The sequence below is a fragment of the Oerskovia sp. NPDC060287 genome (genome assembly GCF_042726775.1).
Taxonomy (GTDB): domain Bacteria; phylum Actinomycetota; class Actinomycetes; order Actinomycetales; family Cellulomonadaceae; genus Oerskovia; species Oerskovia merdavium.
Map to the genome: position 1 here is coordinate 1 of NZ_JBHXBO010000110.1, position 13,816 is coordinate 13,816.

12 protein-coding genes are annotated in these 13,816 nt (G+C 73.1%); 10 read left to right on the forward strand and 2 right to left on the reverse strand.

What is annotated here, in order from left to right; translation table 11 throughout:
* Positions 1 to 158: 158 nt before the first annotated feature.
* From kdpB to ACFWFR_RS11260, 8 genes are all read left to right on the forward strand, one after another.
* A complete protein-coding gene (gene kdpB, locus ACFWFR_RS11225) occupies positions 159 to 2,336 on the forward strand; it encodes a potassium-transporting ATPase subunit KdpB (protein ID WP_377623017.1) in 2,178 nt (725 codons plus the stop codon).
* A gap of 1 nt (position 2,337) precedes the next feature.
* Entirely contained in the window at positions 2,338 to 3,060 is a 723-nt protein-coding gene (gene kdpC, locus ACFWFR_RS11230) for a potassium-transporting ATPase subunit KdpC (RefSeq protein WP_377623018.1), read from the forward strand.
* 201 nt (positions 3,061 to 3,261) lie between these two features.
* A complete protein-coding gene (locus ACFWFR_RS11235; RefSeq protein WP_377623023.1) occupies positions 3,262 to 5,919 on the forward strand; it encodes a DUF4118 domain-containing protein in 2,658 nt (885 codons plus the stop codon).
* Positions 5,916 to 6,605: a response regulator gene (locus tag ACFWFR_RS11240; RefSeq protein WP_191802896.1), complete on the forward strand. Its 690-nt coding sequence runs from the start codon at positions 5,916 to 5,918 to the stop codon at positions 6,603 to 6,605. The genes ACFWFR_RS11235 and ACFWFR_RS11240 overlap by 4 nt, the downstream gene beginning before the upstream one ends.
* Positions 6,606 to 6,726: 121 nt before the next feature.
* The gene (locus tag ACFWFR_RS11245) at positions 6,727 to 7,167 is read left to right on the forward strand and encodes a zf-TFIIB domain-containing protein (RefSeq protein ID WP_377623019.1); all 441 of its coding nucleotides are present in this window, start codon (positions 6,727 to 6,729) and stop codon (positions 7,165 to 7,167) included.
* A 109-nt stretch (positions 7,168 to 7,276) separates the two neighbouring features.
* Complete coding sequence (locus ACFWFR_RS11250) at positions 7,277 to 8,047, forward strand: SDR family oxidoreductase (RefSeq protein WP_354511326.1); 771 nt, start codon at positions 7,277 to 7,279, stop codon at positions 8,045 to 8,047.
* A 369-nt stretch (positions 8,048 to 8,416) separates the two neighbouring features.
* Complete coding sequence (locus tag ACFWFR_RS11255; protein ID WP_225220196.1) at positions 8,417 to 9,454, forward strand: multicopper oxidase domain-containing protein; 1,038 nt, start codon at positions 8,417 to 8,419, stop codon at positions 9,452 to 9,454.
* Positions 9,455 to 9,562: 108 nt separating this feature from the next.
* Positions 9,563 to 10,531: a bile acid:sodium symporter family protein gene (locus ACFWFR_RS11260; RefSeq protein ID WP_377623020.1), complete on the forward strand. Its 969-nt coding sequence runs from the start codon at positions 9,563 to 9,565 to the stop codon at positions 10,529 to 10,531.
* A gap of 113 nt (positions 10,532 to 10,644) precedes the next feature.
* Here ACFWFR_RS11260 and ACFWFR_RS11265 read toward each other — a convergent pair whose 3' ends face one another.
* Positions 10,645 to 11,016: a DoxX family protein gene (locus ACFWFR_RS11265; RefSeq protein ID WP_377623021.1), complete on the reverse strand. Its 372-nt coding sequence runs from the start codon at positions 11,014 to 11,016 to the stop codon at positions 10,645 to 10,647.
* Positions 11,017 to 11,285: 269 nt separating this feature from the next.
* On the opposite strand from ACFWFR_RS11265, the gene ACFWFR_RS11270 reads away from it, so the two are divergent.
* Positions 11,286 to 11,675, forward strand: a complete 390-nt coding sequence (locus ACFWFR_RS11270; RefSeq protein ID WP_318244475.1) for a helix-turn-helix domain-containing protein — start codon at positions 11,286 to 11,288, stop codon at positions 11,673 to 11,675.
* Positions 11,676 to 11,773: 98 nt separating this feature from the next.
* Here ACFWFR_RS11270 and ACFWFR_RS11275 read toward each other — a convergent pair whose 3' ends face one another.
* Positions 11,774 to 12,223, reverse strand: coding sequence for a SufE family protein (locus ACFWFR_RS11275; protein WP_191802906.1), 450 nt, complete (start codon positions 12,221 to 12,223; stop codon positions 11,774 to 11,776).
* A gap of 169 nt (positions 12,224 to 12,392) precedes the next feature.
* On the opposite strand from ACFWFR_RS11275, the gene ACFWFR_RS11280 reads away from it, so the two are divergent.
* Positions 12,393 to 13,721, forward strand: coding sequence for a DUF1254 domain-containing protein (locus ACFWFR_RS11280; protein ID WP_377623022.1), 1,329 nt, complete (start codon positions 12,393 to 12,395; stop codon positions 13,719 to 13,721).
* The last annotated feature ends 95 nt before the right edge of the window (positions 13,722 to 13,816 follow it).

A 13,816-nucleotide genomic window follows, 5' to 3' on the forward strand; every position in this document is an offset into this window, starting at 1 on the left:
CGGCGGGCCTACCCGAGGACCTCGTTCCTCGGTCCTCCGCCAGACCCACCACGACCCGCCGCCCCGTCGGGGGCGATGCGCCTGCTGGTGCGTCCGACGCGGTCCTGCTGCCTGTCGCTGGGGGCTCAGCCGGTGCTGTCGGTGAAGGTGCTGACGGCGTGGCCGGTTCGTCGGCGTCGGCCGGCTCGGCCGGCAGCTCCGGTGGCCGCAAGGCCGGGCCCGGGCGGGGCTCGGGGTTGTCGTGGACCCAGGTCAGGGCGGCGCTCCCCGGAGCGTTCCGCAAGCTCGACCCGCGCGATCTGGTGGCCTCGCCCGTGCTGTTCGTGGTCGAGCTCGGGGCCGTCGCCACGACGCTCCTCGCGGCGTTCGACCCCAGCGTGTTCGCGTGGGCGATCGCGGTGTGGCTGTGGGCGACCGTGCTGTTCGCGACCCTCGCCGAGTCGGTCGCGGAGAGCCGGGGCAAGGCGCAGGCGTCGAGCCTGCGCGCGACCCAGCAGCAGACGACCGCGCGGCGCGTCATGGCTCCGTCCGACACGCTCGCGTCGGGGACAGGCCTCGCGAGCTGCCCGACGGCGGAGGTCCCCTCCTCGACGCTCGCCGTCGGGGACGTGGTGGTCGTCCGGGCGGGCGAGATCATCCCCGGTGACGGCGACGTCGTCGAGGGGGTCGCGTCGGTCGACGAGTCCGCGATCACGGGCGAGTCGGCCCCGGTGATCCGCGAGTCGGGCGGCGACCGGTCGGCGGTCACGGGCGGGACCGTGGTCCTGTCGGACACGATCGTCGTGCGGATCACGGCGCCCGCGGGCCACACGTTCGTCGACCGGATGATCGCGCTCGTCGAGGGGTCGGAGCGCCAGCGCACGCCCAACGAGATCGCGCTCAACATCCTGCTGACCTCGCTCACGATCATCTTCCTGCTGGCGGTCGTGACGCTGCAGCCGTTCGCGGTCTACTCGGGCTCCAAGCAGTCGATGATCGTCCTGATCTCGTTGCTCGTGTGCCTCATCCCCACGACCATCGGGGCGCTGCTGTCGGCGATCGGCATCGCCGGCATGGACCGTCTGGTCCAGCGCAACGTCCTCGCGATGTCGGGCCGCGCGGTCGAGGCCGCGGGGGACGTCGACGTGCTGCTGCTCGACAAGACCGGCACCATCACGTACGGCAACCGGCAGGCGGCCGACCTCCTCACGGTCGGCGACGTCACGACGGCGCAGCTCGCCGAGGCCGCCCGGCTCTCGTCGCTCGCGGACGAGACGCCCGAGGGCAAGAGCATCGTGGTGCTCGTCCGTGAGCGGTACGGCGACGGGGACGGGCCGACCGACCAGAGGGACGTCCTCGAGCGCGCCGAGATGGTGCCCTTCTCCGCGCACACGCGCATGAGCGGGATCGACCTGCCGCTGCCCGACGGGCGCGTGCGCCGCATCCGCAAGGGGGCCGGCAGCGCGGTCCAGCGCTGGGTCCACTCGACCGGCGCCGCGACGGGCAGCGGCCCCGGTGGTGCGGTCGCCGAGCAGCTCGCGGCCCACGTCGACGCCGTGAGCTCCTCGGGCGGCACACCGCTCGTCGTGGCCGAGCAGGTCGGCGAGGGGCCCGCGCGGGTGCTGGGTGTCGTCCACCTCAAGGACGTCGTCAAGGCGGGCATGCGCGAGCGGTTCGACGAGCTGCGCGCCATGGGCATCCGCACCGTCATGGTCACGGGCGACAACGCCGTGACCGCGCGGGCCATCGCCGCGGAGGCGGGCGTCGACGACGTCCTGGCCGAGGCGACGCCCGAGGACAAGCTCGCGCTCATCCGGCGCGAGCAGGCCGGCGGGCGGCTCGTCGCCATGGCGGGCGACGGCACCAACGACGCGCCCGCCCTGGCCCAGGCCGACGTGGGCGTCGCGATGAACACCGGGACCACCGCCGCCAAGGAGGCGGGAAACATGGTGGACCTCGACTCCGACCCGACCAAGCTCATCGAGATCGTCGAGATCGGCAAGCAGCTCCTCATCACGCGCGGGGCCCTGACGACGTTCTCGATCGCGAACGACATCGCGAAGTACTTCGCGATCCTGCCCGCGATGTTCATGGTCGTGTTCCCGCAGCTCGCGGTGCTCAACGTCATGCGCCTGTCGAGCCCCGAGTCGGCCATCCTGTCGGCCGTCGTGTTCAACGCGCTCATCATCCTGGTGCTCATCCCGCTCTCGTTGCGGGGCGTGCGGTACCGGCCCTCGTCGGCCTCCGCGATGCTGCGCCGCAACCTCCTGGTCTACGGCGTGGGCGGCCTCGTGGCCCCGTTCGTCGGGATCAAGCTCATCGACCTCGTGATCTCCCTCATCCCCGGGATTGGCTGACATGCCTGGCACTCTCTCCACCCCCGCGGGCGTCCCCGGACGCCCCGCCCCCCTCGCGCGTCCCTCGGCCTCGGCCGGTGCCGCGTCCCTGTTCCGCCAGACGCTCGCAGGCCTGCGCGTCCTGCTCGTCCTGACGCTCCTCCTGGGCGTGGCCTACCCGCTCGCGGTGTGGGGCGTCGGGCAGCTCGCCCTGCCCTGGCAGGCGAACGGCTCGCTCGTGCGCAGCGACGGCACGCACGCCACGTCGATCACCGACACCGGTGCGGACGGGGCACCCGTCGTGGGCTCGGCCCTGATCGGTCAGGACTTCGCCGCGGCCGACGACGCCGAGCGCTGGTTCCACGGCCGCCCCTCGGCCGCGGGCGACGGGTACGACACGCTCGCGTCCGCAGGCACCAACCTCGGGCCGCTCAACCCCGAGCTCGTCGCCTCGATCGACGAGCGTCGTGCGGCGCTCGCGGCCCTCAACGGCGTGGACCCCGCAGACCTGCCGGCCGACGCGCTCACGGCCTCGGCGTCGGGCCTCGACCCGCACGTCAGCCCCGCGTACGCGGCCCTGCAGGTCGCGCGGGTCGCCGAGGCGAGGGGCCTCGACGAGGCCGTCGTCGCGGACCTCGTGGCGCAGCACACCGCAGGCAGGGACCTCGGTGTCCTGGGCGAACCGCGTGTCGACGTGCTCGAGCTCAACCTCGCGCTCGAGAACTCGGAGAAGATGAACCCATGACGACGAGCGCGAGGCACCGAGCCGCGGAGCTGACGGCGCGGGTGCCCCGTGCCTGAGGGACGCGGCGGCCAGGAGGCCGCAGGGTCCGGGCGCCCCCAGGAGGGGCGCCCGGACCCGGGCGCGTCCGCGGGCGGGGAGGGTCCCGGAGCCCGCAGGGCAGGGGGGCCCGACGGCGGCGCCCGCCGCCCGGGTCTGCTCACGGTGTACCTCGGGGCCGCGCCGGGCGTGGGCAAGACGTACGCGATGCTGGGCGAGGCCCACCGACGCAGGGCGCGCGGCACGGACGTGGTCGTGGGCCTGGTCGAGACGCACGGGCGCGCCGCGACGATCACGCAGATCGGCGACCTCGAGGTCGTGCCGCGTCGCGTCGTGAGCCACCGGGACGTCGAGCTGACCGAGCTCGACGTCGAGGCCGTGCTCGCCCGCGACCCCCAGGTCGTCCTGGTCGACGAGCTCGCGCACACCAACGCTCCCGGCTCGCACCACCGCAAGCGCTGGCAGGACGTGCAGGACCTCCTGGCCGCGGGCATCGACGTGGTGACCACGGTCAACGTGCAGCACCTCGAGTCGCTCACCGCGGACGTCGAGGCCATCACGGGCGTGCGTCAGCGCGAGACCGTGCCCGACCAGGTGGTGCGCGACGCCGACCAGATCCAGCTCGTCGACCTGTCGCCGCAGGCGCTGCGGCGCCGGCTCGCGCACGGCAACGTCTACCGGGCCGAGCAGATCGACGCCTCGTTGTCCTCCTACTTCCGCACGGGCAACCTCACGGCCCTGCGAGAGCTCGCTCTGCTGTGGCTCGCGGACCGCGTCGACGACGCCCTGACCCGCTACCGGGCGGACCACGCGATCTCGGGGACGTGGCCCGCGCGCGAGCGCATCGTCGTCGCGGTCACGGGCGGTCCCGAGGGCGAGACGCTGCTGCGCCGCGGCGCCCGGATCGCCCAGCGCGCCGCGGGTTCCGAGCTCGTCGCGGTCCACGTGCTGGCGACCGACGGGTTGCCCAGCGCACCGCCCGCGGCCATCGCGGCCTCGCGCGAGCTCGTCGAGTCGCTGGGCGGGACGTTCCACACGGTCGTGGGCGAGGACGTCGCCTCGGCGGTCGTCGACTTCGCGCAAGGGGTCAACGCGACCATGATCGTGGTGGGCGTCTCGCGGCACTCTCGCTGGCGAGAGGCCCTCCTGGGGTCCTCGAGCGCCGAGATCGCCCGCCTGGCCGGGACGATCGACGTCCACCTCGTGACGCACGAGAAGGCGCGCGCGGGCAGGCTCCTGCGCGGCCGGTGGTCCGCGCTGTCCCGACCGCGCCGGACCGCCGGGTGGGTGCTCGCGTTCGTGGTCCCGGCCGTGCTGACCGGGGTGTTCTGGCTCCTGCGCGACGTCGTCTCGCTCTCGACCGAGCTCATGCTGTTCCTGGCCGGGTCGGTGGGCGTCGCCCTCGTGGGTGGGCTGTGGCCCGCGGTGGCCGCGGCCGTCGTCTCGTTCCTGTGCCTCAACTGGTTCTTCACGCCGCCGACCGGGTTCCTCACGGTCCAGGACCCCGAGAACCTCCTCGCGCTCCTCGTGTTCGTCCTGGTCGCCGCGGCCGTCGCGTCGGTCGTCGACCTCGCCGCGCGACGGACCGCGCAGGCCTACCGGGCGCGGGCCGAGGCCTCGACGCTCGCCGCCCTGTCGCGGTCCGTGCTCTCGGGCGAGGACACCGCGCAGGCGATCGTCACCCGGCTCGCCGAGACGTTCGGCCTGTCACGGGTCGAGCTCGAGACGCGGACGGGGGAGCGCGGTCCGTGGCGGACGGTCGCGAGCACGGGCCGGGTCGAGGGAGACGTGCTTCCCGCCGGGGAGGGAGCCCTCGCCGCGGGGGACAGGACCCCCGCCGAGCAGGACGGGCGCACCGGGGCGCGCTCCGCCGTCGGGCACCCGGGCGACGCCCAGCGGACCGAGCTGCGTGTCGACGACACCCACCGCCTGTCGCTGTGGGGCCGGGCCCTGCCCGCGAGCGACCGTCAGGTCCTCGAGGCCTTCGCGGCGCAGGCCGGGCTCGTCCTGGAGTACCGCCGCCTGCGCGAGCAGGCCGCCCAGGCCGCGGTCCTCGAGGAGGCCGACGCCACGCGCACCGCGCTGCTCGCGGCCGTCTCGCACGACCTGCGCACACCGCTCGCCTCGATCCGCACGGCCGTGGACGGGCTGGCCTCCCCGGACGTGCACCTCGACGACGAGGACACCGACGCGCTCACGCGCACCATCCAGGACTCGACGGGACGACTCGAGAAGCTCATCGACAACCTGCTCGACCTGTCTCGGCTGCAGACCGGGAGCGTGCGGCCCAACCTGCGTGCGGCGTCGGTCGACGAGATCGTGCCGCTCGCGATCGAGCCCTACGGTCCGGGCGTCGTGCGCCTCGACGTGCCCGACGACCTGCCGCTCGTGCGCACCGACCCCGGCCTGCTCGAGCGGGCGGTCGCGAACCTCACGTCGAACGCGGTGCGGCACAGCCCGCCCGGTGAGCCCGTCCGGATCACGGCCTCGGCGGGACCCCGGGAGATCGAGCTGCGGATCGTCGACACGGGCCGCGGCCTGTCCGACGAGTCCAAGGTCCGCATGTTCGAGCCGTTCCAACGTCTCGGGGACACGACCGGTGAAGGCCTGGGCCTGGGGCTCGCGGTCGCGGACGGGCTCGCCCGGGCCGTGGGCGCGAGCATCACGCCCGAGGACACGCCCGGCGGCGGACTGACCATGGTGGTCACGGTCCCGCGCGAGGCGCGGGAGGATGACGACGTGAGCACGGACGGCACAGGCAGCGCGGACAGCGGCACCCACGGTACGAGCAGCACGAGCGAGACGGACGAGGTGCGCGGATGAGCGGCGACGGCAACCGGGTGCTCGTCGTCGACGACGACGCCGGGCTCGTGCGCGCGCTCGCGATCAACCTGCGCGCGCACGGCTGGGACGTGACGGTCGCCATGACGGGCGCCGAGGCCCTCGACGCGGCCGCGAGCGCCCGGCCCGACGTGATCCTGCTCGACCTGGGCCTGCCCGACCTCTCGGGGTTCGAGGTCATCGAGGGCATCCGTGGGTGGAGCGCCGTACCGATCGTGGTGCTCTCGGCGCGTCAGCTGGGCGACGACAAGGTCGATGCGCTCGACGCGGGCGCGGACGACTACGTGACCAAGCCGTTCGCGATGAACGAGCTGCTCGCGCGGCTGCGGGCCGCGGTGCGTCGCGCCCAGCCGGCCGAGGTGTCCGAGCCGGTCGTGGAGGCGGGGGACCTGCGGATCGACCTGGCCCGCCGCCGGGTGCTGCGGGCCGGGCAGGAGGTCCGGCTGAGCCCCACCGAGTGGTCGCTGCTCGAGGTGCTGGTGCGACACCGGGGCCGCATGGTCGGGCGGCTGCAGCTCCTGCACGACGTGTGGGGGCCTGCGTACTCGGCCGAGACCAACTACCTGCGCGTCTACACCGCGCAGCTGCGGCGCAAGCTCGAGGACGACCCCGCGAACCCCCGGCACATCATCACCCAGCCGGGCATGGGCTACCTCTTCGAGGTCTGACCGCCCGTCCTGCCCCGTGGCTCGCACCTGTCCGCCGGTGACACCCACCTTGCCGGCCCGAGGCGGGAACCCCTGCGCCACGCCGACCGTTGTGCGTTCGACCCGACGAAGGAGACCCGTCATGCTGTGCCCTCTCGATCAGACCGTGCTCGTGATGTCCGACCGCAAGGGAGTGGAGATCGACTACTGCCCCACGTGCCGCGGCGTGTGGCTCGACCGGGGTGAGCTCGACAAGATCATCGACCGCAGCCTCGAGGCCGAGATCGCCGCCGAGGCCGGCGGCCCGGCGGTAGCCGCGGCTCCGCGCGCGGCGACGCCCCCGCCCGTGCAGTACCCGCCGACCCAGCAGCTGCCGGTCCCGCCGCAGCCCGCGCCCTACGGCTACGCGGACGACCGTCGCCGGGACGACTACCGGGGCGACGACCGCCGCCGGGACGACTACCGCGGGGACGACCGGTACCGCGGGTCCGACCGCGGGTCGGACCAGTACCGCAGCGACGACCCGCGCTACCGCAAGCGCAAGAAGAAGGAGTCCTGGCTCGAGGACCTCTTCGACTTCTGAGCCTCGGACGGCGCCGTCCCCTCGCGGGGCGGCGCCGTCGTCGTGCATCCCTGGACCTCTGTCCCCTCTCCACCTGCTGAGCTTCCTCTGACCCCCGGATCGGACCGACATGGCTGTCCTCGACACGTTCTCCCTCGCCGGCCGCACGGCGCTCGTCACGGGCGCGAGCCGCGGGATCGGGCGCGGGCTCGCGCAGGCGCTGGGTGAGGCGGGGGCGCAGGTCGCGCTGACGGCGACGACGCTCGACGCCGCGCAGGCGGCGGCCGACGAGCTGCGGGCGCTGGGGCTCGCGGCGCACGGCTACGAGCTCGACGTCACGGACCGCGAGCAGGTCGACGACGTCGTGGCGCAGGTCGGGCGCGAGGGCGGCGGTGTCGACGTGCTCGTCAACAACGCGGGGATCTCGATCGGGGGAGCGGCCCTCGAGATCGAGGACGACGTGTGGCACCGCACGCTCGCGACGAACCTCGACGGCGTCTGGTACTGCTCGCGGGCCGTGGCCCGGCAGATGGTCGCGGACGGTCGGGGCGGGGCGATCGTCAACGTGGGGTCGATGTCCGCGCAGATCGTCAACCGTCCGCGGTGGCAGCCCGCGTACCTGGCGTCGAAGGCCGCGGTGCACCAGCTGACCAAGGGGCTCGCGGCCGAGTGGGCGCCGCACGGGATCCGGGTCAACGCGATCGCGCCCGGCTACATCCTGACCGAGGCGTCGCCCGTGGACCAGCCCGAGTACTACGACGACTGCGTGGCCCCCGCCGCGATGAAGCGGTGGGGCACCCCCGCCGAGCTGGGGCCGGTCGTGGTCATGCTCGCGAGCGAGGCGTCGAGCTTCATGACGGGGGCCGTCGTGACGGTCGACGGCGGGTACACGCTCTTCTGAGCGGCGACGCGCCGGACTGCCCTCGCGGGCTCGCCCGTTCTGACTCTCGGCCTCCTTCTGGGTTGCGAATCGCAAAACAAAAAGGGTGAACCTTCTACTTCTGCTTGACGCTTGTCAGAAGTCTCCCTAGGGTCGGGCGTGCACCGGGACCCCGCCACCGCGGGGCCGGGCCGAGGTCAGGGCCCACGACGTCGTGGGCCACGGGATCGGTCACGCAGCCCGCGTGCAGACAAGGCTCGCCCGTCCGACCTCACGTGCCCGCAGGGCGCGCGGGGTCACCGGTGCGAGCGCGCAGGGATTCGACGACGAATACCTGACCGCTGCCGGATCCCCACGGTCCGGGTCGGCGGGCAGAGGAGAGGGAGAACCATGACGCAGGACACCGCCGCCCCCGACGGACTGCTCAAGCGACAGATCTCGCGCCGGTCGATGCTGGCCGGGACGGTCGCGAGCCTCGTGGCGCCCACGGCGCTCGGCCTCGGCGCGGCTCCCGCCGCGGCGCACGGCAACGGGAACCACGGCAAGCCCGACAAGGACAAGGGCAAGCCGGACAAGAACAAGGTCCGCCGCCTGACGATGTACGCCGAGGCGCTGCCCGGCGGCCTCGTCGGCTACGGGCTCGAGCCCGGCAAGGCCACGGTCCCGGGGCCGACCCTCGAGATGTGGGAGGGCGAGACCTTCGAGATCACCCTGGTCAACACCACCGACAAGCGGCTCTCGCTGCACGCGCACGGCGTGAGCTACAGCCACGACTCCGACGGCAGCCCGCTCAACGCGTCGTTCAACGAGCCCGGCCAGTCGCGGACCTACGTGTGGCGCACCCACGCCGCGTACACGACCAAGGGCGGCCAGTGGATGCCCGGGAGCGCCGGCTACTGGCACTATCACGACCACGCGCTGGGCACGGACCACGGCACCGAGGGCGTCAAGGTCGGCATGTACGGCGCTCTCATCGTCCGGCGCAAGGGAGACGTCCTGCCGGACCGCCAGTACACGGTCGCGTTCAACGGGATGTCGATCAACAACCAGGTCGCGCCGAACGTGCCCGTGTTCGAGGCGAACGAGGGCGAGCGGGTCGAGTTCGTGGCGATCGGCCACGGCAACGCGTTCCACACCTTCCACCTGCACGCGCACCGGTGGGCGAACAACCGCACGGGCTATCTCACGGGTCCGAACGACCCGACCCAGGTCATCGACACGCGCGACCTCAACCCGGGCGACTCGTTCGGGTTCCAGGTGATCGCGGGCGAGAAGGTCGGCCCCGGCGCGTGGATGGTCCACTGCCACGTGCAGTCCCACTCCGACATGGGTATGGGCGGGATCTTCCTGGTCGCCGACAAGGACGGCAGCGTGCCCGAGCACGCGCAGGCCGCGCTCCACCGCTACCAGGGGCACGCGCACCCCTAGCCCGGTCGGGCGCTCGGAGCGACGAGCCAGGACCGGCGGGGACTCGACGTCCCGCCGGTCCTGACACGCCGACGCCGTCGCCTCGGGCGACACCTAGACTCGACCCTCGTGCGCCAGGTTCTCAAGCAGTGGGTCGATCCGTTCATCGTGGCGCTCGTCGCGACCATGGTCCTGGGGCTCGTGATCCCGGTCCCCGCAGAGGCCCAGCGCGTCGTGGACGCGGTCGCGGACGTCGCGGTCGCGGTCCTCTTCCTCGTCTACGGCATGCGCCTGTCGACCACCGAGGTGTGGGCGGGCCTGAAGAACGTCCGGCTCCAGGGCGGCATCCTCGCCTCGACCTACGTCGTCTTCCCGCTCGTCGGCCTCGCGGTCTCCTGGGCTGTGACCCCGCTGGTCGGCGCGCCGCTCGCGGCGGGCATCCTCTTCCTGTCGTTGCTGCCCTCGACCGTCCAGTCGTCCGTGGCGTTCACGTCGGTCGCGCGCGGGAACATCGCCGGAGCGATCTGCGGGGCCACGGTCTCGAACGTCGTGGGCATGGTCGTGACGCCGCTGCTGGTCCTGTGGTTCATGTCGTCGAGCGGCGCGACGGGCGGGCTGAGCGGGCTGCGCGACGTCCTGGTGCACCTGCTCGCCCCGTTCGTCGTGGGCCAGCTCCTGCAGCCGTTCGTCGGCAGGTGGATCCGGGCCAGGCGGTGGCTCACCCTGTCCGTGGACCGGGGCACGATCCTGATCGTGGTCTTCGGGGCGGTCGCCGCGGCGACGAGCGCGGGGGTGTGGGCCGGGATCTCGGCGTGGACGATCGTCGCGCTCGTCGGGATCAGCGCCTTGATCCTGGTCGTCATGCTCGCGGTCACGTGGTGGGGCGGCGCCGGGCTGCGGCTCGGTGTCGAGGACCGGATCGCGCTGCTCATGTGCGGGTCCAAGAAGAGCCTGGCAACGGGCCTGCCCATGGCCGCGGTGCTCTTCCCCGTCGCGGTCGCGGGCACCGTGGCGGTGCCAGTGATCGTCTTCCACCAGCTCCAGCTCATCGTGTGCGCGGTCCTGGCGCGCAGGCTCGCGCTGCGCGCCGACGCCTGAGGCCCGGCCGGGCAGCCGGCGGGGCCGGAGCGAGGGCGGCGAGCGCGAGGACCGATCCGTCGTCGGTCCCTCGCGCTCGGCGCGCCGCGCGCGTCGTCATCGGCCCGACGGCGTCACGCGCCCCAGCCGGCGAAGCGCCCCACGGCGACGAAGAGCGCGAGGAGCAGCAGGACGGTGTTGACCGGCACGGACTGCTTCTCGCCCAGGCGGACGTGCAGGGGGATCGCGCCGATCTGTGTGACGGCGAGGCCGACGGCGGCGATCGGGGTCAGGATCGGGGCGATCCCGGTCAGGACCGGCAGGATCAGGCCGATCGCGCCCAGCAGCTCGAGCGCGCCGAGTGCGCGGGTGGCTGCGAGACGGCCGGGCGTGACCCAGCGCATCTTCTCCATGAGCTTGTCGGCCGGGGTGGTGAGCTTCATGAAGCCCGCACCGGCGAAGGCGACGGCGAGCAGTCCAGCGGCGATCCAGAGGGCGATGTTCATGGGTTTCCTTCGAGGTCGGTGGCGCGGGTCGCGCCACGGTGGGGAGGCCCGTGGGTCACTGTCCGTCTGGTCAGTCACCTTTTGTGCCGGAGGACATCATGGGTAACCTGAAGGAGGTCTACAAAAGGCACACCGGTGTTCCCGGTGGGTCAGGAAACGGAGAACCCATGACCGCGACGGCCGCCGGTGCCCACCAGGCGCCAGGTCCCGACGCTCACCACGTGCCACGGCCCCGCGCGCTCCACGTGCCGGGTCCTGACGGTCTGCACGTGCCACTTCCCGACGGTGGCGGCTGCGGCGCCGACCATGCGACCAGCGAGGTCCGGCGCGTGCTCGACCGGGTCGGCGACAAGTGGAGCGTCCTCATCCTCGGCACGCTCTCGAGCGGGCCGCTGCGGTTCACCGAGCTCCTGCACGGAATCAGCGGGATCTCCCAGCGCATGCTGACGCTCAACCTGCGCCAGCTCGAGCGTGACGGGCTCGTGAGCAGGACCGTCCACGCCGTGGTCCCGCCGCGGGTCGACTACGAGCTCACGGAGCTCGGTCGCACGCTGCTCCCGCCGGTGCTCGCCCTGGTCCGGTGGGCCATGGAGAACACCGACGAGATCCAGGGGCATCGCGAGGGCTTCGACGCGAAGTCCGCGGGCGGCCAGGGGTGACCCGCGGCTGAGCGAGCCGGCCGGTCACGGCGCTCGGCGCGGCGACGGCACGGTCGATCAGAGCACAGGACCCATCGGTCCTGTGCGGCGCTGCGACCTCAGCGTGCCGCGACCTGGTCGCGGATCTGACGCTTGGCGCGCAGCAGGATGCCGGTCATGCCGTTGAGGCGCAGGGGGCTCACCGCGTTGGTCAGCCCGATCGTGAACGGGTAGTCGTCGGGCACGGCGAGGGCCTGCTCGGGCGTCAGGCCCTCGAGCCCCTGGGCCAGGATCGAGGCGAACCCGCGGGTCGTGGGGGCCTCGGCCGGTGCGGTCGCGTACAGGTGGACGCCGTCGGCCTCGACCTCGGCGAACGCGCGGACCGGGGACTGGCACTCCTCGACGCGCTCGAGCAGTCCCGGGGCGTTCTGGTAGCGCGCGGGCAGGTCCGGCAGCTCGCGCGAGAACTCCAGCAGGAGCTGGAGCCGGTCGCGCTCGCCGAGCGCGAGGAAGTCGTCGCGGATCTCGGCGAGGACCGGGGGCAGCTCGGTCGTGGCGTCGTCAGTCATCCGTCGATCCTCCCACCCGGGGGCGTCCACCGGCAGCCCGCGCCCGCCCTGCGGACGGCCGCGGCGCGCGAGCCCCGAGAGTTCGCCCGCCCTCGCCGCGCACCGCCCGACGCCCGTGGATACGTTGGGCCCGAGCGCGCCGACCCCCGGCGCGGAGGGACGGAGAGTCATGGGAAAGCTGTCGAACGACCTGCGCACGTTGAGCCACGAGGCCTACCTCTATCTCTACCCGCTCGTGACCATGGACCTGACGCGTCGCCAGGGCACCAACGTGGAGGCGGGGGTCCGCCCGGGGTTCGGGCCGCCCAACACGTTCCATCACCTGCGCGCGTTCCCGCCCGCGGACTTCCGTGCGGTCGTCCGACCCAACTTCGACACGCTCTACGCGAACCTGTGGCTGGACCTGACCGACGGGCCGGTGCTGCTGCACGTCCCGGACACCGACGACCGTTACTACATGCTGCCCCTGCTGGACATGTGGACCGACGTGTTCGCGACGATCGGCAAGCGGACCACGGGGACGGGCGCGGGCGACTACCTGGTCGTGGGGCCCGACTACGAGGGCGACCTCACCGAGTTCTACGACGACCTTCCCGAGGAGGTCGCGCTGATCGTCGCGCCGACCCCGCACGTGTGGGCCATCGGTCGTATCCAGACGAACGGCCCCGCGGACTACCCGGCCGTGCACGCGGTCCAGGACGGCATGAGCGTGCGCGCGCTGGGCGACCGTCCGCCGTTCGTGATCGACCCGACCGCGGACACGCGGACCGAGCCCCTGCGGCAGGTCGACGCCCTCAGCGCGGTCGACTTCTTCACCTACGCGACCCGTCTGCTCGACACCAACCCGCCGCACCCCACTGACTTCTCGGTGCTCGCGCGCATCGGTGCGCTGGGCGTCGTCCCGGGCGACGAGTTCGACCCCGGTCAGTTCGACGAGGCCGAGATCGTCGAGATCGAGGCGGGCGCCGCGAGCGCGCGCGAGCTGCTGGGTGCGTCGCAGGCGACGCTGGGGATCGCGGTGAACGGGTGGTCGCTCTTCCGGGAGCCGATGGGCGTGTACGGCAACTACTACCTCCAGCGAGCGTTCGTCACGCTCGTGGGGCTCGGGGCGAACCCGGTCGAGGACGCGATCTACCCGTTCCTCGTCGAGGACGCCGACGGGGAGGTCGTGAACGGCGACCACGACTACGTGCTGCACTTCGACGCCGACCAGCTCCCGCCCGCGGAGGCATTCTGGTCGGTCACGATGTACGACGCCGAGGGATTCCAGGTCGCCAACGTCCTGGACCGGTTCGCGATCGGTGACCGCGACGACCTGCGATACGGGGCGGACGGCTCGCTCGACCTGTACCTCCAGCACGAGAGCCCCGGCCCGGACCGCGAGTCCAACTGGCTCCCCGCCCCGCGGGGACCCGTGGGCGTGACGATGCGCCTCTACGCGCCGCGGCCCGAGGCGCTCGACGGTCGCTGGGTCCCGCCGGTCGTGCGCAAGGTCTGAGCGGTGGAGCCCGGGGTGTGGCCGGCCGGCGCCGCCCCGGGCGTCCTGCGGTGAGGACGAGGGATGCCCGACGGCGGTGGGCCGGGTCCGCGACC

What these genes read in the sequence shown, in the direction of transcription:
- ACFWFR_RS11245 (WP_377623019.1), top strand. Translation starts at nt 6,727, where the DNA reads ATGCTGTGCCCTCTCGATCAGACCGTGCTCGTGATGTCCGACCGCAAG.
- ACFWFR_RS11280 (WP_377623022.1), top strand. Translation starts at nt 12,393, where the DNA reads ATGGGAAAGCTGTCGAACGACCTGCGCACGTTGAGCCACGAGGCCTAC.
- ACFWFR_RS11265 (WP_377623021.1), bottom strand. Translation starts at nt 11,016, where the DNA reads ATGAACATCGCCCTCTGGATCGCCGCTGGACTGCTCGCCGTCGCCTTC.
- ACFWFR_RS11250 (WP_354511326.1), top strand. Translation starts at nt 7,277, where the DNA reads ATGGCTGTCCTCGACACGTTCTCCCTCGCCGGCCGCACGGCGCTCGTC.
- ACFWFR_RS11255 (WP_225220196.1), top strand. Translation starts at nt 8,417, where the DNA reads ATGACGCAGGACACCGCCGCCCCCGACGGACTGCTCAAGCGACAGATC.
- kdpC (WP_377623018.1), top strand. Translation starts at nt 2,338, where the DNA reads ATGCCTGGCACTCTCTCCACCCCCGCGGGCGTCCCCGGACGCCCCGCC.
- ACFWFR_RS11240 (WP_191802896.1), top strand. Translation starts at nt 5,916, where the DNA reads ATGAGCGGCGACGGCAACCGGGTGCTCGTCGTCGACGACGACGCCGGG.
- ACFWFR_RS11275 (WP_191802906.1), bottom strand. Translation starts at nt 12,223, where the DNA reads ATGACTGACGACGCCACGACCGAGCTGCCCCCGGTCCTCGCCGAGATC.